The 19,756-nt window shown below is 65.3% G+C and carries 17 protein-coding genes; 11 read left to right on the top strand and 6 right to left on the bottom strand.

What is annotated here, in order from left to right:
* Positions 1-441 precede the first annotated feature (441 nt).
* Positions 442-1,617 carry a UDP-N-acetylglucosamine 2-epimerase gene (neuC, locus tag ACP7AB_RS05900; protein ID WP_425988992.1) on the top strand — a complete coding sequence of 392 codons (1,176 nt, stop codon included), beginning with the start codon at positions 442-444 and terminating at the stop codon, positions 1,615-1,617.
* Here the strand turns inward: neuC and ACP7AB_RS05895 are convergent.
* Positions 1,614-2,327 (bottom strand): cytidylyltransferase domain-containing protein, encoded by a 714-nt coding sequence (locus tag ACP7AB_RS05895; RefSeq protein ID WP_425988995.1) that lies wholly within the window; start codon positions 2,325-2,327, stop codon positions 1,614-1,616. The genes neuC and ACP7AB_RS05895 overlap by 4 nt on opposite strands.
* A gap of 104 nt (positions 2,328-2,431) precedes the next feature.
* Here ACP7AB_RS05895 and ACP7AB_RS05890 point away from each other — a divergent pair, with 104 nt between their 5' ends.
* The 6 genes from ACP7AB_RS05890 (at position 2,432) to ACP7AB_RS05865 (ending at position 8,228) form a co-directional block, all read left to right on the top strand.
* The gene (locus ACP7AB_RS05890) at positions 2,432-3,436 is read left to right on the top strand and encodes a GDP-mannose 4,6-dehydratase (protein WP_303696038.1); all 1,005 of its coding nucleotides are present in this window, start codon (positions 2,432-2,434) and stop codon (positions 3,434-3,436) included.
* Positions 3,433-4,488, top strand: coding sequence for a nucleotidyltransferase family protein (locus ACP7AB_RS05885; protein WP_425988999.1), 1,056 nt, complete (start codon positions 3,433-3,435; stop codon positions 4,486-4,488). The genes ACP7AB_RS05890 and ACP7AB_RS05885 overlap by 4 nt, the downstream gene beginning before the upstream one ends.
* 173 nt (positions 4,489-4,661) lie before the next feature.
* The gene (locus ACP7AB_RS05880) at positions 4,662-5,438 is read left to right on the top strand and encodes an ABC transporter permease (RefSeq protein WP_425989001.1); all 777 of its coding nucleotides are present in this window, start codon (positions 4,662-4,664) and stop codon (positions 5,436-5,438) included.
* 38 nt (positions 5,439-5,476) lie between these two features.
* On the top strand, positions 5,477-6,640 hold the full coding sequence (locus tag ACP7AB_RS05875) for a chain-length determining protein (protein ID WP_425989004.1): 1,164 nt from the start codon (positions 5,477-5,479) through the stop codon (positions 6,638-6,640).
* Positions 6,640-7,317, top strand: a complete 678-nt coding sequence (locus tag ACP7AB_RS05870) for an ABC transporter ATP-binding protein (protein WP_425989006.1) — start codon at positions 6,640-6,642, stop codon at positions 7,315-7,317. The genes ACP7AB_RS05875 and ACP7AB_RS05870 overlap by 1 nt, the downstream gene beginning before the upstream one ends.
* A complete protein-coding gene (locus tag ACP7AB_RS05865) occupies positions 7,317-8,228 on the top strand; it encodes a hypothetical protein (RefSeq protein ID WP_425989009.1) in 912 nt (303 codons plus the stop codon). Before ACP7AB_RS05870 ends, ACP7AB_RS05865 begins: the two co-directional genes overlap by 1 nt.
* On the opposite strand, the gene ACP7AB_RS05860 is transcribed toward ACP7AB_RS05865, so the two are convergent.
* From ACP7AB_RS05860 to rfbC, 5 genes are all read right to left on the bottom strand, one after another.
* Complete coding sequence (locus tag ACP7AB_RS05860) at positions 8,215-9,099, bottom strand: FkbM family methyltransferase (protein WP_425989011.1); 885 nt, start codon at positions 9,097-9,099, stop codon at positions 8,215-8,217. The genes ACP7AB_RS05865 and ACP7AB_RS05860 overlap by 14 nt on opposite strands.
* Positions 9,100-9,267: 168 nt before the next feature.
* The gene (gene rfbA, locus ACP7AB_RS05855) at positions 9,268-10,140 is read right to left on the bottom strand and encodes a glucose-1-phosphate thymidylyltransferase RfbA (protein ID WP_425989013.1); all 873 of its coding nucleotides are present in this window, start codon (positions 10,138-10,140) and stop codon (positions 9,268-9,270) included.
* Positions 10,137-11,051, bottom strand: a complete 915-nt coding sequence (gene rfbD / locus ACP7AB_RS05850) for a dTDP-4-dehydrorhamnose reductase (RefSeq protein ID WP_425989016.1) — start codon at positions 11,049-11,051, stop codon at positions 10,137-10,139. Before rfbD ends, rfbA begins: the two co-directional genes overlap by 4 nt.
* Positions 11,044-12,102 (bottom strand): dTDP-glucose 4,6-dehydratase, encoded by a 1,059-nt coding sequence (rfbB, locus tag ACP7AB_RS05845; protein ID WP_425989019.1) that lies wholly within the window; start codon positions 12,100-12,102, stop codon positions 11,044-11,046. The genes rfbD and rfbB overlap by 8 nt, the downstream gene beginning before the upstream one ends.
* A 24-nt stretch (positions 12,103-12,126) precedes the next feature.
* Positions 12,127-12,702: a dTDP-4-dehydrorhamnose 3,5-epimerase gene (gene rfbC / locus ACP7AB_RS05840; RefSeq protein ID WP_425989021.1), complete on the bottom strand. Its 576-nt coding sequence runs from the start codon at positions 12,700-12,702 to the stop codon at positions 12,127-12,129.
* 212 nt (positions 12,703-12,914) lie between these two features.
* On the opposite strand from rfbC, the gene ACP7AB_RS05835 reads away from it, so the two are divergent.
* Genes ACP7AB_RS05835 through ACP7AB_RS05820 form a run of 4 tightly spaced genes read left to right on the top strand, consistent with a single transcriptional unit; the run spans position 12,915 to position 19,712 of the window.
* Complete coding sequence (locus tag ACP7AB_RS05835; RefSeq protein ID WP_425989023.1) at positions 12,915-15,668, top strand: glycosyltransferase; 2,754 nt, start codon at positions 12,915-12,917, stop codon at positions 15,666-15,668.
* Positions 15,669-15,683: 15 nt separating this feature from the next.
* Positions 15,684-16,568, top strand: a complete 885-nt coding sequence (locus ACP7AB_RS05830; RefSeq protein ID WP_425989026.1) for a hypothetical protein — start codon at positions 15,684-15,686, stop codon at positions 16,566-16,568.
* 19 nt (positions 16,569-16,587) lie between these two features.
* Positions 16,588-18,744, top strand: a complete 2,157-nt coding sequence (locus tag ACP7AB_RS05825; protein WP_425989029.1) for a glycosyltransferase — start codon at positions 16,588-16,590, stop codon at positions 18,742-18,744.
* Positions 18,741-19,712, top strand: coding sequence for a glycosyltransferase family 2 protein (locus ACP7AB_RS05820; protein ID WP_425989031.1), 972 nt, complete (start codon positions 18,741-18,743; stop codon positions 19,710-19,712). Before ACP7AB_RS05825 ends, ACP7AB_RS05820 begins: the two co-directional genes overlap by 4 nt.
* The last annotated feature ends 44 nt before the right edge of the window (positions 19,713-19,756 follow it).

Genomic DNA, 19,756 nt, shown 5'->3' with positions numbered 1-19,756 from the left:
TTCGGCGTTCCAGTTCACGCCGTTGCCGGACGCTTCCAGGTTGATGTCGTCGATCTTGTGGTAACCGGCGTCAATCGCGCCGTACCAGCCGTCCGGCTCAGCCGAAGCAGCACCAGCGGACAGGGCGAGAGCCGCCGCCGCGCTGGAAGCCAGGAACAAGGTCTTGAAACGCATGGGTGTGAGCCCTCCGCAGCCATAATTGATCATTGCGGCGGTCTCACCGCCTTCCGGGGTCATAACAGCGTTGCCGCAGGAGGTCGATAGGTTCCGAAGCAGTTCGACCGGTCAAACTGCAAGCGTGACGTTGAAGCTACAGGAGAAATCGGCGCCCCCGGTTTCACGAACATCGTTCTGCTGTCCGTTTTGCGGGCTCGATCGTCCCGCTATCTCGACGCGCCGAAGCCCGCTATGCCCGCGTGGCATGACGGGAACCATCAACGGATGATCCGACCGAACACGGGCATAGGCGTCTTCACGGCCACGCGGGCGGAGTACGGCCTGCTGCGGCCGGTGCTCGCCGCAATGGAGGCCTCGGCGACAATTCGCCCAAATCTGATCGTCGCGGGCGCCCATCTGTCGACCCGGCACGGCGCGACCCTGGCGGAAATCGAGGCCGATGGACGGCGCCCCGCCGCCCGGGTTCCGTCGCCCATGGCCGGCGATGACGGCCTGTCGGCGGCACAGGATATGGCTGCGACCCTGTCGGGCTGCGCCGAGGCCTATGCGGCGCTGGATCTCGACGCCGTGCTGATTCTGGGCGACCGGACCGAGGCGCTGGCGGCGGCGGCGGCGGCCGTTCCGCTGGGCCTGCCCATCCTGCATCTGGAAGGCGGACACAGAACGGCCGGAGCGGTCGACGATGCGATCCGCCATGCGATCACCAAGCTGGCGGCCCTGCATTTCACCGCCGCCGAGCCCTATCGCCGCCGCCTGCTGCAGATGGGCGAGGCGCCCGGGCGTGTCTTCACCGTCGGATCGACCGGTATCGACAACCTGATGGCCTTCGGGCGCAGCACCCCGGCGGAGGCCTCCGCCGTGACCGGGCTGGACCTGCCGTCCGGCTTCCTTCTCGCGACCTTCCACCCGGAGACTCTCGGAGCCCTGTCGCCCGCAAGACAGATCGAGGCCTTCCTGGGCGGCCTCGCCGGGGTCGAGGATCGCGTCATCCTGATCACCCTGCCCAACGCCGACGCAGGCGCGGAGGCGATTCGGGGGGCGATCTCCGCCTTCGCCGCCGTCCGCCCCGGCCGGATCCGAATCGCTGAATCGCTGGGCGCGCGCGGCTATGTCGCGGCCCTGACCGCCTGCGCCGCCGTCATCGGCAACTCGTCGAGCGGCATGATGGAGGCGCCGGCCGCAGGCGTTCCGGTCGTCAACGTGGGCGACCGCCAGGCCGGACGGCTGCGCACGCCGGGCGTCATCGACTGTCCGCTCGAGGCTGAAGCCATAGCCGAGGCGATCGCCCGCGCCCTGTCGCCCGCCTTCCAGTCCATGGCGCGAAGCCAGCCCGCCCTGTTCGGCGACGGCCACGCCGGAGAACGGATCGTCTCGATTCTGGAAGCGACGGACCTGAAGGGGTTGGCGAGGAAGCCCTTCGTCGACCTCGACTGGACCTAGCGCCTTACGCTGTCCAACGGCCCGGCCGCCTCGCCCCGCACATGGGGCCACAGCGCCTCGCAGACGGCGAAGTCGAAAGCCGTGTCTACGTCCCAGCCCCGCTCGGGCGGCATCAGATGCGCCAGGGTGTCCGGACCGACGAAGGTGCGCCGCTCCAACAGCGAGTCCGGCCGTCCGACATAGACCGCGCCGTTGACCACCACCGGCTCGTCGGGTCGCGGTGCGTCCGGACAGAAGAGGCGGCCTTCGGTCACCCGTCCGTAGAAGGTCTGGGGTTTCAACACCGGCGAGACGCCGATCACCGCAGACGCTCCGCTGGCGTGGCAGAGCTCGACCGCCGCATCAATGTCGGCGCCAAGGCGAAGCGGCGAGGTCGGTTGCAGCAGCACGACATAGTCCCAGGACCCGCCCACCGTCTCCAGCGCATGCGCCACGGCGTCGATGACCGAGGCCTGCGGTCCCGACAGGCTGTCCGGGCGGCGGAACGGCGGCGGGAATCCCATTTCGGCCGCGACGGCGGCCACGGCCTCATCGTCGGTGGAGACCACGACCTGGTCCAGTACGCGCGATTCGCGACAGGCCTCGAGCGTCCAGGCCACCATCGGCCGGCCGGCCAGCGGACGGACGTTCTTGCCCGGCAGACCCTGCGATCCGGCGCGCGCGGGAACAAGCCCCAGAACCCGTCCGGCGGATGCGCCCTCGCCGATCATGTCCGTCTCCGTGACGCGCCAGTAGCTGTCCTTTAGACTATGATTCGGACGGTCCGGGCGCAATCACGCCGCCGGATGGCGTCCTTGCGGACGGCGGGTCTTTCGTGAACGTCGAAGCGGTCATTGGCGCCCTGAGGGGCCGACAGGTCCTGGTCACCGGAGCGGGCGGCTTCATCGGCAGCCGGCTATGCGAACGGCTGGTGGAAATCGGGGCCGAGGTCCGCGTCCTGGTCCGCTACACCTCGGACGGCGACGCCGGCTGGCTGGACCGTTCGCCGATCCGGGGCGAGATCGACGTCCGACGGGGCGACCTCGCCGATCGCGACAGCGTGCTTGACGCCGTCCGCGACCGCGAGATCGTCTTTCACCTCGGCGCCTTGATCGCCATTCCCTATTCCTACCTCGCGCCCGAGAGCTACGTCCGCACCAACATCCTCGGCACGCTGAACGTGCTGCAGACTGTGCGCGAACTGGGCGTCGCCCGCCTGATCCACACCTCGACCAGCGAGGTCTACGGCTCAGCCCAGTTCGTCCCGATGACGGAGGCCCACCCGCTGGTTGGCCAGTCGCCCTACTCCGCCTCCAAGATCGCGGCCGACAAGCTGGCCGAGAGCTACCATCGCTCGTTCGGAACGCCGGTCGTGACCCTGCGGCCGTTCAACACCTTCGGCCCTCGCCAGAGCGCGCGCGCGGTCATCCCCGCGATCGCGGTCCAGTTGCTGGCCGGACGACCGGTCCGCCTGGGCGACACCCGGCCGACGCGCGACTTCGTCTTCGTCGACGATACCGTCGATGCCTTCCTCAGGGCCGCGGCCCTGCCGGGGATCGAGGGTCTGACTGTCCATACGGGCGGTGGCCGCGAGATCGCCATCGGCGACCTGCCCGCCATGATCGCCGCCGCCGCCGGCCTGCCGGTCGAGGTCGAGGCCGATCCGCAGCGCATGCGGCCCGCCGCCAGCGAGGTCGAACGCCTGCACGCCGACGCCTCCCTGGCGAAGGAACGGCTGGGCTGGACGCCCTCTATCTCGGTCGAGGAAGGTCTGGCCCGGACGGTCGCCTTCATCCGCGACAATCCGGCGCTCTATCGTCCCGCGGAGTATGCGGTGTGACCCCCGCGGGCGACATCGCCGGGAACCTGCTGGGGCCCGACGCCCCCCTGCTCGACGCCATCGCCCGGCTGGATGCAGTCCGTCGCAAGCTGATCGTCGTCGTCGACGAGGATCGCCGTCTTCTGGGCAGCGTGACCGACGGCGACATCCGGCGCGGTCTGCTCCGTCGCCTGCCGATGGACGCTCCGATCCGCGAGGTCATGAACACAGCGCCGGTCTCACTTCAGATCGACGGTTCCGACATCGTGGCCCTGCAGCGGCTGGAAGAGCGCGGCGTCACCCTGGCGCCCCTGCTGGACCGTGCCGGGCGGGTTGTCGGCCTCTATCCCGACACGGTCGGCACGCCGCGCCCCCGGGACAATCTGGTGGTCATCATGGCCGGAGGTCGGGGTGTTCGTCTCGCGCCCCTGACCCAGACCTGCCCCAAGCCGATGCTGAAGGTGGCCGGACGCCCCCTGCTCGAGACGATCATCGAACGGCTGAGAGCCCAGGGGTTCGGCCGCTTCCGGCTCGCCGTGAACTACCTTGCCGAGATGATCGAGGATCATTTCGGCGACGGTGCCTCGATGGGCGTCGAGATCGAGTACCTGCGCGAGGACCACCCGCGCGGCACTGCCGGCGCCCTGTCTCTGGTGCGCGATCCCGTGACCAGCCCGATGCTGGTCATGAACGGCGACGTCCTGACGCGGATGGCCTTCGGCGGCCTGATCGACTTCCACGAGGAGCACGGCGCCCTGGCCACCCTGTGCCTGCGCGAACACCAGTTCCAGGCCCCGCACGGCGTGGCCGAGGTGGACGGCGTGCGGATGACGGCCCTGCGCGAAAAACCGACCTTCCGCTGGCTGGCCAACGCCGGCGTCTATTGTCTGGAGGGATCGGTCCTGTCGCGGATTCCGGCGCAGGGTCCCTATGACATGCCCGAGCTGCTCGCCGGCCTGGCCTCGGACGGAGAGATGGTCGGCGCCTATCCGATCCACGAGTACTGGCTCGACATCGGCCGGCCGCCGGACTTCGAGAGCGCCCAGACAGATTTCGGTGTCATCGCCCCGTAGACGGCGTCGTCGGCGTCTGGATCAACGATCTACGGCGCCTCGACCCTTGCGTCGGGATGCGGCGGCGTTATGGTCGGCACAGCGGTATCCAGCGCGCTCGCGGGGCTTCACGACCTGGCGACCATCGCCGCGAATGCGCAGCATCTCAGCGTCCACCTAGTTGAATTGATCGAATGATCGCGCGTTTTCTCGGCCATCACTTCCGCATCGTTGGCGCATTGACGATGCGCGAGCTCACCACCCGTTTCGGTCGCGAGGGCCTGGGCTTCGTCTGGGTCATCGGGGAGCCGTTGCTGTTTTGCATCGGCGTCCTGATCATGTGGACACTCATCAAGCCAGCCTATGAACACGGCATACGCGTGGGTCCTCTGACGATGACGGGCTACATGGCGCTGCTGATGTATCGCCACATGATCAGCTTCAGCATGGGTGCGATCCAAGGCAACGTCGGCCTGCTGCACCACCGTCAGGTGAAGATCCTTCACCTGTTCCTCGCCAGAAATTTGATGGAGTTCGGCGGTGGCACCGCCGCGTTCATCGTGGTCTATGTCGTCCTGCTCGCTCTGCGCCAGGTGGAGCTGCCGAAAGATTGGCTGCTTCTCTATTCGGGCTGGTTGATGGTGGGATGGGTCGGTTTCGGTCTGTCGCTAACCCTGGCGGCCCTCTCGCTCAGGTTCGAATTGATGGAGCGGCTGGTGCCGGTCCTGACCTACGCCATGGTTCCGCTCTCTGGCGCCTTCTTCATGGTCTCGTGGCTGCCCGAGCGCTATCGCGAGCCCTTCCTTCTCATTCCACTGCCGCACGGGATCGAGATGATCCGCGGTGGAGTGTTCGGCGAGTTCGTGCCCACCTACTACCACCCGATCTACGCCATCGGCTTCGGAGCCGTGTTGATCGGCGCCGGGTTGCTGCTATTGGCAGACGCTAAGAACCGGGTCGTTCTGGACTAGCTAATGTCATCGAACGCGCCCGAAAATATGGATCAGAAATGACGGATTCGAAACTCAACTACATCGGGCCGATCCCGAAGGTACTGACGTTCGAACGGACGCTGCCGGTATGGTGGCGCCGGATTCCGATCGCGCCGCTGCTGGTCATCGTGCTGCCGACACTGCTGGCCGCGATCTACTACCTCGTTATCGCCACCCCCCGGTATGTTTCGGAGACACAATTCATCGTCCGATCCGCCGGTCAGAGCGTGCCATCGAGTCTGGGAGTCGCGCTTCAGGGTGTCGGGATCGCGCCCGCACAGACCGATGCGTTCGCGGTCCACCAGTACATCACCTCACGAGACAGCCTGCGTGAACTCTCGCGTCGATATGACATCGCGGCGATGCTGGCGCCCTCGGGCGCAGACGCATTCTCGCGCTTCCCGCGTCCGTGGGAATCCCGCACGTCGGAAGGTCTCTACAAGGGTTTCCAGCGCTTCGTGGTCGTCGGCTACGACTCAACAACGGGGATCTCGACGGTCCGCGTCGAGGCGTTCAAGGCGCGTGACGCACAAGCTCTGACTGAGGCGATGCTTTCCGGCGGCGAGCAGTTGGTGAACCGGATGAACGAGCGCTCGTTGGCCGACGCCGTCGCCCAGGCAACCCAATCGCGAGACGAAGCGCGCGCCCGCCTTTCCGGCGCGCAGCAGCAGCTCACCGCCTTCCGCAACCGCGAGCAGTTCATTGATCCGACGATAGCAGCCAGGGAATCGTCGGAGCTCATCGGCGGACTGATGGCCCAGGTCGCCACTCTGCGCGCCGATAGGTCCCAGATCGCAACCGAGGCGCCAAATAGCCCGCAATTGCCCGTGTTCGACGGCCGCATCGCCTCTTACGAACGGCAGATCGCAGCGGAACGGGCCAAGGTCGCGGGCGCGGCTGGTTCGCTGGCTCCCAAGATCAGCATCTACGAGGATCTTGCTCTGGCGCGTGAACTCGCAGACCGCGAGTTGACCCAGGCCACGGCCTCCTTGATCTCGGCCCAGCAGGAAGCGCGCCGCCAAACATTGTACCTTGATCGTGTGGTCGCGCCGAGCCTGCCTGACGAGCCGTCCGAACCCCGTCGGTGGCTGGCTATCCTGACGGTCTTTGCGTCTTCCCTGCTCATCTATGGCGTGGGTTGGCTCATCTACGCCGGCGTCCGCGAGCATGGGCAAGACTGATGGAGATGGTCACAGCCGATCCTGTCGGCCTGAGTGTCCAACGCCTTGGCAAGACGTTTCATGGCGCGAAGAAACCCCTGTTCGGAGAACTCAGCTTCTCGCTGGGGCGTGGCGGGCGGTTGGCGATCCTGGGGCGGAACGGACAGGGAAAATCCACGCTCATCAAAATGCTGGGCGGCATCCTGCCCCACGATGAGGGCCGTATCGACTGGCGCATGTCTGCGTCCTGGCCTATCGGGTTCGGCGGCGGCTTCCAGGGCAGCCTGACCGGCCTCGACAACATCCGTTTTCTGGCCCGGATCTACGATCGGGATTTCGCCGACGTACTGGCACGGGTCGATGACTTCGCGGAGTTGGGATCCGCGTTGAAATTGCCTGTCAAATACTACTCGTCAGGCATGCGGGCTCGTCTCGCGTTCGGCCTGTCCCTGGCTATCGAGTTCGAATGCTATCTGATCGACGAGCTGGTCGCTGTTGGTGACGCGCGCTTCCAGCAGAAGTGTCAGGAAGAGCTCTTCCAGCATCGCGGAGACCGCGCGTTCATGATGGCTTCTCACGATACCCATCTTGTGGCGTCTCACTGCACGCGAGGCCTGATCATCGAGAGCGGCAAGGCCAAGATGTTCGACGACATCAATGAGGCCGTGGAAGTCTACACCTGGCTGCGGGCTGCGTGATGTCTGCAGCGGCGGCACCTTTCTGGCTGGTCCTGACGCCTTCCGCCGACGACGCAGCCTGGCGCGAGGCGATCCAGAGCAGCGTCGTGGCCGCCGGGATGGTGCTCCGCGATTCCGAACGCGAGGTTCCAGGCAGCACGGACAATCCGGCGGGTGAGGTCTGGCTGACCGCGGATTGCGATGTGGTGGCTTCCTTCGGCCGCACGCCGACCGTCGTCATCATCCCGAGGCCTGAGACGGCGCCGGAGGCGATCAGCGAGAAGTTCGGCATCCCGGCTCCGCACAGCGTGTCCCACGCCTCCATCCTCCTGGCCCGCGCGGCTGCACAGGAGCCGAGGAGTACCCGGATGATCCTTGGTCGCGAGATCGCGGAATTCCGAGGCAAACCCATTCCGCTGGCCCTGGGCCTGGCGATCGTGCCGCCGATGCCGAAGGATGTGGAGATCGTCCGTCCCGCGGTCAGAACGGCCCTCGAACTCTATGCTTCGCCGCCCGTGGCGGGTCGGGAGGCCGTATGGTCCGAACGGATCTTCCGCTACGATGATCCCGCATCCCGGCGTTCCGAAAATATCGGCGAACTCGACATCACCGGGCGGCCGCGAATTCTGGTCTACGGACCCTACCTGGGCCTGCCCGCCGGGCACTGGAGCGTCCGCGTGCGGTTCCTCGTCGACAAGGTCGCGGCCAATCACGAGTTTCGCGTTGACTGGGGCACTTCGGCCGATTTCGCGACGCAATCGATCCAGGCGCCCCATGCCGGCGTATACGAAGTCGAGCTGCACCACTACTGGCCAAACACCGACTATGGCGAAGTGCGGTTCTGGCTGATGGAGGGAGCCTTCGACGGCCGGATGCATTTCCTCGGCGCGACTTTGACCTATGGCGGGAAGCGCCAGGCTAACGCGGCGTGAAGTAGAGAATCTGGTCTTCCTCGTCGTCGGGAGACAGAAGAGCTTCGCGAGAAACGGCGTGCAAGGCGCTGTCAAAGCCGACTGTGCGCGCCGGGCCATAGAGCGCTTCCAACCGATCCAGAAGACCGGCCGGATCCTGGCATCGCAAGCCGTTGAACTCCAGCAGCAGCTCGGGCCGGTCACGCTCGATAACCCCCCAGGCTCCGGACAGCGCCGCTTCCTCGGCGCCTTCGACATCGACCTTGATGAAATCCACCCGGGGCCAATCGGCGATCAAGGTATCGAGCCGGGCGCCGGTCACTTCTACCATGTCGAGATGACCCGCATGGTCAGAAGTCACGACCCGCGCATTCTTCGGTTCGCTGCTTGGCGTGTGGAAAACGAGCGTTTCCCCGTCAGTTGCAACAAGAGCGTTCTCGAACACCGACACCCGGCTGTCGAACCCGTTGACGATCACGGTTTGACGCAGGAGGGAGGCCGTTCGCGGGCTCGGCTCGACGGCCGCCACCCGCCCCTCGGGTCCGACGAGATCGGCAAAGAAAACGGTATAGTAGCCGTGGTTCGCGCCAGCATCGACGACGCGCATTCCGGGCTTGATGCGAGAGGCCATGAAGACGGTCAGCCAGCTCTCCCAGAGGCCGTCCATCATGACGTGAGCGCCAAAGCCAACGTCAGTCGTGGGAACATAGAGCTTGTAGCGACCGAGCACGCGACAGAGCGTAAGCTGGTTGCCGAGGAACGCGGTCTGGACCAATGCGCGACTGCGACGCTCCAGGACCCACCGATCCATGCGCAGCAGCTCGTTGAGGCCGATCAGGTTGAGCTCGGCAGGCTGCGGCTTTTGCAATCTCAAATCCTTAAGCAGACGCATCGGTCACAGCCAGCTCATGTAGGGGCCTGCTCTTTAGGCGCGCCCCGGCCGCTTGAAAACCGTCGCGCGGGAACATCTTCCGGAAAACCTTCAAGCCAGGGGTATCGACCTCGAGCGCCGTCCGGGAGGCCACGACCGCCTGGACGTCCCGGCCCGCCGCAAGACCGGTCACGTCCGTTCGAGTACCGTCGTGCGGAGATATCGCCCGTAGTCGCTCTTGCCGAGGGCCTTCACGATCGACTCCAGCTGTGCCGTGTCGATGAAGCCCTGATCGAAGGCGATCTCTTCGGGGCAGGCGATCTTGAAGCCCTGACGTTTCTCCAGCGTGCGTACGAACTCGGCGGCCTCAATCAGGCTGTCGGGCGTGCCCGTGTCCAGCCAGGCGAAGCCGCGGCCCATGATCTCGACCGACAGCTGACCGCGGTTCAGGTATTCGCGGTTTACGTCGGTGATCTCAAGCTCGCCGCGCGGCGACGGCTTGAGGTTGGCGGCGATGTCGACCACCTGCTCGTCGTAGAAATACAGGCCCGTGACCGCCCAAGGCGACTTTGGAACCGGCGGCTTCTCCTCGATCGACAGGGCCCGCATGTCGGCGTCGAACTCGACCACGCCGTACCGCTCCGGATCGTTGACGTGATAGGCAAAGACCGTCGCCCCGTCTGGACGCGTCATCGCGCTCTTGAACAGGTCGTTGATGCCGTGGCCGTAGAAGATGTTGTCGCCGAGGATCAGCGACGACGGCCCGCCGGCGACGAAGTCCGCGCCGATGATATAGGCTTGGGCCAGGCCGTCCGGGCTGGGCTGGACTGCATACTGGATGTCCATGCCCCATTTCGATCCGTCGCCCAGCAGGGCCTGGAACGAGGGGGTGTCGCGCGGCGTCGAGATGATCAGCACCTCGCGGATGCCGGCCAGCATCAGGGTCGACAGCGGATAGTAGATCATCGGCTTGTCGTAGATCGGCATGAGCTGCTTGGACGTGACAAGCGTCATGGGATGCAGGCGCGTGCCCGATCCGCCGGCGAGGATGATGCCCTTCACGTGGTCGTCTCCTGATGCAGTTCGGCGACGATTTCGGCCACGGCGTCCTGCCAGGGTCGGGGCGTAACCCCATAGTCGCGGGTGATCTTGAACGTCGACAGCCGCGAATTCGAGGGCCGGCGCGCGGGCGTCGGGTACGCGGCGGTGGAGATGCCCTCGACCTCGGCCGTGGGGCCGCCGTGGACGGCGCTCTGCGCGAAGATCTCGCGCGCCAGTCCGGCCCAGCTGGTCGAGCCGGCGTTGACGAAATGATAGACGCCGGTCGGCGCCTGCGGATCCGCGATTATCTTCATCGTGAGGGCGACCAGGGTCTCGGCGATGTCCTTGGCCGAGGTCGGGCAGCCCGTCTGGTCGGCGACGACGCGCAGGGCGGGCCGGCCGGCGGCGAGCCGCAGCATGGTCTTGAGGAAGTTAGCGCGGAACGGGCTCAGCACCCAGGCCGTGCGCAGGACCACAGAGCGCGGATTGCCGGTCAGGACCGCAACCTCGCCGGCCAGTTTGGAGGCGCCGTAGACGCCCAAGGGCCCGACGGGATCGCTCTCGACATAGTCCTGCTCGCCCGAGCCGTCGAAAACGTAGTCGGTCGAGACCTGCACCAGCGGGATGCCCGCCGCCCGGGTGACCTCGGCCAAGACGGCCGGCCCCATGGCATTGGCGGCAAAGGCGGCGGCCACCTCGGTCTCTGCCCTGTCCACGGCCGTATAGGCACCCGAGTTGATGACCGCCTTGAACGGCGTCTCCGCGAACAGGGCGCGCACCGCGTCGGTGTCACCGAGGTCCAGTTCATCCCGAGTCGGCATGTGGAGACGAACGTGGCCCGGCCAGCCGGCACGGGCCAGCTCCAGCCCCACCTGCCCCGCCCCGCCGGTCACCAGGATGTCCCAGGTCTCGTGGGGGGCGTCCTCAGCCATTGGCGACGCCTAGGCGTTCCGTCTTGTAACGGCCGTCCAGGATCGCCTGCCACCAGGACCGGTTGTCCAGATACCAGCGCACCGTGTGCTGGATGCCTTCCTCGAAGGTCACCGAGGGGGTCCAGCCCAGCTCGTCGCGGATCTTGGTCGCGTCAATGGCGTAGCGGGCGTCGTGACCCGGACGATCGGTAACGAAGGTGATCTGCTCGGCATAGGGCTTGCCGTCCGCCCGTGGCTGAAGCGCGTCCAGGGTGGCGCAGATCGCCCTGACCACATCGATGTTCCGCCGCTCGGCATTGCCGCCGACATTGTAGGTCTGACCCGGACGGCCGCGTTCAAACACTGCCTGCAGCGCACGGGCGTGATCGTCCACGAACAGCCAGTCGCGCACGTTGGAGCCGTCGCCGTAGACCGGCAGGGGTTCTCCATTCAGTGCGCGGATGATGATCAGCGGGATCAGCTTCTCGGGGAAGTGATAGGGGCCGTAGTTGTTCGAGCAGTTGGTCATCACGACCGGTAGGCCATAGGTGTGGCCCCAGGCGCTGACCAGGTGATCCGACGCCGCCTTGGACGCCGAATAGGGCGAGCGCGGATCGTAGGGGGTCGTCTCCGAGAACAGGCCGGTCTCGCCCAGCGAGCCGAACACCTCGTCGGTCGAGATATGATGGAAGCGGAAGGCGGCCTTTTCAGCGTCGTTCAGTGCGCGCCAGTAGCCCAGCGCCTGCTGCAGCATGTTGAAGGTGCCGACGACATTGGTCTGGACGAACTCGCCCGGCCCGTCGATCGAGCGGTCGACATGGCTCTCCGCCGCCAAGTGGGCGATGACCTGCGGCTTGAAGTCGGCGAGGGCGGCAGCGACCGCAGCGGGATCGCAGATGTCCGCCTGAACGAAGCCGTAGCGATTGCTCGCCGAGGCCGGCTCAAGCGAGCTCAGCAGACCGGCATAGGTCAGCTTGTCGAACACCAGGACCTCGTGGTCGGTGTCGCGGATCAGGCGACGGACCAGGGCCGAGCCAATGAAGCCGGCACCGCCGGTGACCAGAATGCGCATGAAAAAAGTCTCCTGAGGCGCGAACTAGCCCAGATCGCCCGTGGCCGCCATCGGAACGCCGTCATAAACGAAGGGGCTGTCGAAATCGGCAAGGCGCGACAATACCTTGTCCTTGGCCGAGAGCACAGGACCGGTCTCGGGCAGGGGCCAGTCGATGCCGATCTCCGGGCAGTCCCAGGCGACACCGCCGTCGCAGTCGCCCGCATAGACGGCGGACACTTTGTAGGCGACCTCGGTGTCGAGTTCGAGCGTCACGAAGGCGTGGCCGAAGCCGACCGGGACAAACAGTTGCCGGCCGTTCTCGGCGGAAAGCTCGGCGTAGGCGACCTGACCATAGGTGGGCGAGCCTTTGCGAAGGTCCACAGCGTAGTCGACGATACTGCCGCGGACGCAGCGAACCAGTTTGGCCTGGGCGTGCGGCGGGGTCTGGAAGTGGATGCCTCGGATCGTCCCGCTCAACGCCGAATAGGACTGGTTGTCCTGCACAAAGCGGACATCGACCCCCATCGCAGCGTACTTCGCTTCCGCATAGGTCTCGGAGAACCAGCCGCGGGCGTCGCCGAAGCGACGGACTTCGATCAGTTTCACGTCCTTGGACACGTGGCCTCCTCGATCATCATCGGCATCGACCTCATCGTTGCGGCCCCGGCAGCGGACCTATCCTAGGGTCAGGACTATTGGCAACCCGCAGTTCGTGAAACCTTTTCCCTCCTCAGCTGTGAATGTGTTCTAGTCAGAGAGCAGCGCTTGCGCTTTCGTTGTGTGGCTTTATTGCGATCAGCGGGCTGATGAGGCCAAGGGCGGGCGAATACATGAAACGACAACTGCGACGGATGCTTCGGGCCGTCGGTGGAGCTGGACGTCCGATTCCGGACGAGGCCCTGCAAGAGCGAACGCGCGGCGACGAAGCGCGCGACGAAAAGGCCTGGAAGAAGGCCTCCGATCACTACTCAGCATATCTGAAGGCCGCGCCCAGGGATTTCGGCATCCGTGTCCAGCTCGGACACATGCTCAAGGAGTCCGGTCGACTGGTCGAGGCCGATGCGGCCTATGACAGGGCCCTGGGCCAGAAGCCGCGGGATGTCGATCTTCTGATCAACTACGCTCACCTGAAGAAGATGCGCCATGACTGGGCGGCGGCGCACGGGCTCTACGAGCGGGCGCTGAGAGCCGACTGGCAGGACAGCGTCATGGTCGAACTGGCGGCGCCGGAAATGGCGCAGTACCTGTCGCCAGAGCGGCGACACGACATCGAGACCCGATCCGGCGCCGCGATCGCGGACCGATGCGACGGGCTTATCAACCTGCGTTCGAGCCACGTCGTGCCGGCCGGCGCTGATCGGTTCGGCCTGACGTCGGACGATCCCTGGATCGAACTGGCGCCTGCACCGAGCAGGGAATCACGCGGATGCCTCGCCGAACTGTCGATCACCGTCTCCGGCCTTGTGGACCAGCGCCCCCTGTCAGGGCAGCTTTATGTCGACTACGGGTCCGGCTACAGCGAGGAGCTCAAATTCCACCTCGGCCAGCAGGGCAAGATGGACGAGCCGTCGTCGACGACGCTGTTCCTGGCTGCACCGGACAAGATCAAGCGCTTCCGTTGGGACCCCGACGACAAGTGCAACATGATGCGCCTGACACGCATCGCGTTCCGCCCGAACGTCTCGCCGGAGACGGCCAGGGACATCGTGCGATCGACCTACCCGGCGGACATGGATGTCGAAGACGACATGAACCGCGCGTTCGACATGCTGCACACCGACCACCTCGATCTCGCCTCGGCCGTACAGGTGACCAAACTCCTGGCGCCCGGGAAGCCGGATCGCGATTTCGACTACGAGTTCTGGCTGAAGCGCTTCATCTCGCCACGCCCCGCCGACTACGACCGTATCGAGGAGATGACCCAAGCCTTCGAGCGCAGGCCCACCTTCTCGTTCGTCATGCCGGTCTACAACACGCCGCCGGAGCTTCTGGTGGAGTGCATCGACTCGATGCTGAACCAGACCTATCCGGACTTCGAGATCTGCATCGCGGACGATCGTTCGACCAGCGCCGAGGTCGGCGACATTTTGCGCCGCTACGCAAAGCAGGACAGCCGCGTCAAATACATGCGGCGCGAGATCAACGGTCACATCTCGGCCGCCAGCAACTCCGCGATGGCCCTGGCGACCGGCGACTATATCGTTCTGGTCGACCACGACGACCTGATTCCGGACTACTGCCTGTTCATCGTCGCCTACTATCTGAACCAGAATCCGCAGGCGCGGATCGTGTTCTCGGACGAGGACAAGATCACCATCGATGGCGTCCGCTTCTCGCCCTACTTCAAGGGCGATTTCGACCGCTTCCTGCTCTACGGGCACAACATGGTCAGCCATCTGGGCGTCTATGAGCGCGCCCTGCTTCAGCAGATCGGCGGCTTCCGGATCGGTTTCGAGGGCAGCCAGGACTACGACCTGTTGATCCGCGCGATGGAGATTGCGGGCGAGGACACCATCCTGCACATCCCTCATGTCCTCTATCACTGGCGTGCGATCCCCGGTTCGACCGCCGTATCGGCGGACCAGAAAGGCTATGCGATCACAGCGGCCCAGCGATCGATCAACGGCCACTTCGAGCGGACGGCGACGCCGTTGCGTTCGATCGAGGGCATCGCGCCGGGCCTCAGCGCGATCAGCAACACCCGTGAGCCGACCCAGAAGGTCTCGATCATCATCCCGACCCGCGACGGTCTGGACGATCTCAAGGCCTGCATCGACTCGGTCATCAAGAACCCGCCCGAGAACGTCGAGATCATCGTCGTCGACAATGGATCGGATCAGCCGGCGACCCTCAAGTATTTCGAGGCGCTTCAGCGCGGCCGGATTGCAACCGTCATCAGCTACCCGGAAGAGTTCAACTTCTCGGCCATCAACAATTTCGCCGTCCAGCACACGACCGGCGACATCCTGTGCTTCCTCAACAACGACACCGAGGTCGTGAACAGGAACTGGGTCGCCCGGGCGCGCACCCTTCTGCTGCTCGAAGACGTCGGTATGGTCGGGGCTCGCCTGCTTTATCCCGACAAGACGCTTCAACATTTCGGGCTGGCCGCCGGGATGGGGGCTCACGGCGTGGCGGGAGCTCCCCATCAGGGTCTTGGGGCGGATGACCCCGGCTATTTCGGCAAGGCGCGCCTGGCGCAGCAGTTCTCGGCGGTCACTGCGGCCTGCATGTTCGTCAAGCGCAGCGTGTTCGATGCGGTCGGCGGGTTCGATGAAGGCCTGCGCGTCGCCTACAACGACGTGGACCTGTGCCTGAAGGTCCGTCAGGCGGGCTTCAAGATCGTCGGCGATCCGGAAGTGCTTCTTGTACACAAGGAATCGAAGACGCGCGGATCGGATGACAACGGTGAAAAGGCGTTGAGACTCGAGGCCGAGGGGGCCTTGATGCGGGAACGTTGGGGAACGACGCTCAGCGCCGATCCATTCTGGTCGCCGAACCTCAGCGACAAACGAGATGATTTCGCATTGGCCAACCCACCGCGAGCTCCGATGCCTTGGCGCCTTGCGAAAGCCGACCTCTAGGCGCCAATAGAGGTCATGTCCGTAGCTGCCCAGTTGTCTCCTGAAGTCGATCCGGTCCTCATGCGGCGCCTCTATGCCGACCTGGCGTACTATGATGACGCCGCGCTGGGCGCCCATTTCGATGCCTATGGCCGGACCGAGGGCCGGACGGCTTCGGACGACTCAACCCGCGAGGGCCTGATCGCGCGCATCGGGACCCCGGCTTCGATGCTTGAAATCGGCCCGTTCTGCCAGCCGGTGTTTCGCGGACCGCACGTCAGATATCTTGATGTCCTGACCGCTGAAGAACTCGGTGCGCGCGCGCGGGAGATCGGTCTCGATCCGTCGGGATGTCCTGAAGAGATCCATTACCACAACGGCCTGGGCGAGGCGGCTGGCGCGGCGTTCGACGTGATCTTCAGCAGCCATAATTTCGAGCACCAGCCCGACCCGATCCGGCACCTCAACGACGCGGCCGCGGCCTTGGCACCGGAGGGCGTCTACGCCATGCTGATTCCGGATCGCCGCTTTTGCTTCGATCACTTCTTGGCTGAAACTACCATCGCCGATGTTCTCGAGGCCTATGTCGAAAGGCGTGCGCGACACGCCCCGCGCCACGTGATCGAACACATCGCCCTAACCTGTCACAACGACCCTGCCGCGCACTGGCGCGGCGAGCATGGCCCGCGTCCTCTGGGCGACGATGGGCGGCTGGGCGTGGCGTTGGAAAAGCTCGCCGCCGCTGGCGATGACTATATCGACGTGCATGCCTGGCATTTCACGCCGATGAGCTTCCGGGAACTGATGCAAGGCGTGGCAGCCAGCGGCCTCTCGCGGATGCGGCCTCTTAGGGTCTATGATACGCCCCATGGCCGCAGCGAGTTCGTGGCTGTCCTGCAAGTATCGCCTTCCGCGATCTGATGACGGGCCAGGAAGCCTCATGAACCCGTGGGCTGCGTTTCTGAAATGGCGGAAGCAGAGGCGCACCGCGCTCGCCACGCCGGCTCAACGCGCCGGTCGCCTTCAAACGACTGGAGACCGGGCCCGCTCATGCGGCGACTGGAAAGCCGCCGCTAAAGCCTATAAATCCGCGATAGACGCCAACAAGCCCAACGGCGCGCTTAGTTTGCAGTTGGGTCACGCGCTGAAGGAATCAGGGGATCGCGAAGCCGCGGTCGAAGCCTATCAGGCGGCCGCAATCGAGCCTGGTTCAACTGTGGAAGGCTACCTTTATCTCGGTCACAGCCTCGTGGATCTGGGTCGAACCGAGCGAGCGGTGGATGCCTACGCCGCCTGCCTGGAGGTGGCGCCTGGAACGATAGATGCGCGCGATGCGATGATCCGACTTGGAGCCCGCGATCGACTGCCGGAAAATCAGTTCGACCGTCGCGCGGCTGAGCAGGCCATGTCGCTCGGTGCCTCCGCTGCCCGCGAAGCCGTGGCCGCTCACAGAGCCTTGTCGCAAGCTTCGATCTTTCCCGTCTCAGCCTGGAACAGATTCAGGGCGACCTGTCCCGTCACAGCCCCTCCCCCGGGCAAGGAGCACCTGCCGACCTGTACCGTAGTGGTTGATGCTCGCGGGCTTCCCCCATGGGCGGTGCGCACTACACTGGACAGTCTGGCCGATCAGACCACCCGGGACTGGGTCGCGTGCGTGCTGTCGTCGCCCGGGGATGACCTGGCGAAGCATTCGGTGGCCGCGGCGAGCGCCATGGATGACCGAATATCTTTCTATTCCACGGCCGACGCCGTCCTCCCGAACGATCCTGGCGGCCCAGTCGTCATCGTGTCGGCGGGGACGCGACTGGACCCGACGTCGATCGCCTGGCTTTGCTTCGCCGGGCATCGCACGGGGGCGGGAGTCGTCCACGCCGACCATGACCGCTTCCGTCAGGACTGGCGTCTGGGCCGGGCCTTCTATTCGCCGAGCCTTTTCCCCACACCCGAGCGGGGGCCGCCGGCAGCGCCTTCGAAAGTTCCGGCCATGCTCTGGATCGCCGCCGCGCACCGCGATCTGATTGGACAGGCGCTCGAACAGACCGGGTGCGAACTACGTCGCAAATTGATCGAGCGGATCGCCGCGGAAGGCCGGATCGGCCATCTCCCGCGAATCCTCTCCAGCACCGCCGAAGGGATGGATCCGCCGCCGGTCGGCGACGACGTTCGCGGCTCGGTTTCTCCGGCGGGAGACAGCGTCATCACGGCCGTGATCCCGACCCAGAACCAGCCCCGTCTCCTTGCAGAAGCCGTCGAAAGCCTGTTCTCCAAAGCGGCGAAGACCGCCTTGCTGCGAGTGGTCCTCGTCGAGAACCGCCCGACGCCGGAGAGCCGGCAGGTGGCGGCTCGTCTGGCTCTGATCCCGGGCGTCGAAATCGTGCCCGTCGATGAACCCTTCAACTGGCCGCGCCTGAACGCACTCGGCGTCGATGGCCGGGCCTCGGACATTCTGCTGTTCATGAACGACGACGTTTCGCTTCTGACAGAAGGGTGGGACAATCGGCTGAGAACACATCTTGATCGACCCGAGGTCGGAGCGGTCGGCGCGCGCTTGTTGTATCCCGACGGGACGATTCAGCACGCCGGGATCGTCTTCGGCCGGGACGAGAACGGGCCCGCTCACGAGGGCGTCGGCGCCGCTTCTGCGGACGGCGGACCACTGGGCCGGTGGAGAACGACCCACGCGGCCTCGGCCGTTACGGGCGCATTCATCGGATGCCGCAGGCACACCTACGACGCGGTGGGCGGGTTTGACCCCCGTTTCGCCATCGGCTTCAACGACATCGACTTCTGCCTCAAGATCCGCTCGGCCGGTCTTGATGTGGTGTACGCCGCCGACATCGAAGCGGTGCACCACGAATCCCCGTCCCGAGGGCTCAATGACACGCCCGACCGGGTGCGCTGGGATCGTGACGAACTGTTCGACCTGCATCAGAAATGGGGAGACGTGTTGTTTGTGGAGCCCGGCGTAAACCCCTGCTGGGCCTCCAGTGTCGGCCGGCCCTATGACGGCTATCGCGAGCCCCCTCTCAGCGAGATTCTGGCCTGGCTCGACCGCAGCGCGTCGACGCATCCCTGGTCTGTGGCATCCGCCGCATGAGCCTGGCTCCGGTGACGGTCGCAGTACCGGCCTTTCGCGCGACCTGGTTGTCGCAATGCCTGGCGAGTGTGCTCGCCCAGACCTTCGGCGACTATGAACTGCTGATCTCCGATGATTGCCCGGATGGATCGGTCAAGGAAGTCGTTGCCCAATTCTCCGATCCGCGCATCCGGCTTATCGAAGGGCCGAGGCAGGGTCTCGTCGCCAACAGCCTGCACCTCTGGAATAGCGCCAGACATGACTTCCTGAAGTTCCTGTATGACGACGACTTCCTGATGCCGTTCGCATTGGCCGAGATGCGCGATGCGCTGGCCCGACATCCAGCGGCCCCGCTCGCGTTCGCGCGACGGCACATCGTCGATCCGAAGGGAAAAATCGTGCTGTCCCCCGAAATCTTCCCGGGCGCGAAGTCGATCCAGCTCAAGGAAGGCCTGCTGGTCAGGTCGGCGATCCTGACCCTGCACAGCCCCGTCGGGGAGCCCAGCAGTATGTTGATCCGGCGTTCAGCGTTCGCCTCGGCCGACTGCCTGAGATTCTATCGGGGCCTGCCCGTGCGGCACCTGATCGATGTCTGCCTGCTGTTCAACTCCTGCGACGTGGGGCCGACGGTAGGGATAGCCAACTTCCTGTCGGCGTTCCGTCGCCACGGCGGACAGGCCACCGAGGGTCGAGACAATCCAGCCTTCTCGGCCGGCCTGTTCGAGTGGGAGCTTTTTATCCGCGGATCGATAGATGCCGGGTATGTGTCGAACGCAGTCGCGGACGGGGCGATCGTCAGGCTGGCCAAAGCCTACGAAGCGCGCGCTGCGGCCTTCCCGGAACTGCGGGCTCTCCTGCGCGGTCTTCTGGGTCTGCGGGCCGATCTGGAGCAAGGGAGCGCGTGCGGGATCACGGACGATTTCCGGCGCGATTATCTGGCTGCGATGGCCGTGATCGATGAGCGTGTGGCTGCTTCGCTCGCGCGATGACGAGCACGAGCCCGACGGTTTGACGCTGACTGCAAGCCGTGCCA

The organism is Brevundimonas sp. TWP3-1-2b1 (assembly GCF_049896165.1).
Lineage (GTDB): Bacteria > Pseudomonadota > Alphaproteobacteria > Caulobacterales > Caulobacteraceae > Brevundimonas > Brevundimonas subvibrioides_B.
This window is presented reverse-complemented; position numbering and strand designations above follow the sequence as displayed.

Excerpts from the sequence above, each read along its gene's own strand:
- neuC (WP_425988992.1), top strand. The coding sequence starts at position 442 with ATGATCCGACCGAACACGGGCATAGGCGTCTTCACGGCCACGCGGGCG.
- ACP7AB_RS05895 (WP_425988995.1), bottom strand. The coding sequence starts at position 2,327 with ATGATCGGCGAGGGCGCATCCGCCGGACGGGTTCTGGGGCTTGTTCCC.
- ACP7AB_RS05880 (WP_425989001.1), top strand. The coding sequence starts at position 4,662 with ATGATCGCGCGTTTTCTCGGCCATCACTTCCGCATCGTTGGCGCATTG.
- ACP7AB_RS05875 (WP_425989004.1), top strand. The coding sequence starts at position 5,477 with ATGACGGATTCGAAACTCAACTACATCGGGCCGATCCCGAAGGTACTG.
- ACP7AB_RS05870 (WP_425989006.1), top strand. The coding sequence starts at position 6,640 with ATGGAGATGGTCACAGCCGATCCTGTCGGCCTGAGTGTCCAACGCCTT.
- ACP7AB_RS05865 (WP_425989009.1), top strand. The coding sequence starts at position 7,317 with ATGTCTGCAGCGGCGGCACCTTTCTGGCTGGTCCTGACGCCTTCCGCC.
- ACP7AB_RS05860 (WP_425989011.1), bottom strand. The coding sequence starts at position 9,099 with ATGCGTCTGCTTAAGGATTTGAGATTGCAAAAGCCGCAGCCTGCCGAG.
- rfbD (WP_425989016.1), bottom strand. The coding sequence starts at position 11,051 with ATGGCTGAGGACGCCCCCCACGAGACCTGGGACATCCTGGTGACCGGC.
- rfbB (WP_425989019.1), bottom strand. The coding sequence starts at position 12,102 with ATGCGCATTCTGGTCACCGGCGGTGCCGGCTTCATTGGCTCGGCCCTG.
- ACP7AB_RS05835 (WP_425989023.1), top strand. The coding sequence starts at position 12,915 with ATGAAACGACAACTGCGACGGATGCTTCGGGCCGTCGGTGGAGCTGGA.
- ACP7AB_RS05830 (WP_425989026.1), top strand. The coding sequence starts at position 15,684 with ATGTCCGTAGCTGCCCAGTTGTCTCCTGAAGTCGATCCGGTCCTCATG.
- ACP7AB_RS05825 (WP_425989029.1), top strand. The coding sequence starts at position 16,588 with ATGAACCCGTGGGCTGCGTTTCTGAAATGGCGGAAGCAGAGGCGCACC.
- ACP7AB_RS05820 (WP_425989031.1), top strand. The coding sequence starts at position 18,741 with ATGAGCCTGGCTCCGGTGACGGTCGCAGTACCGGCCTTTCGCGCGACC.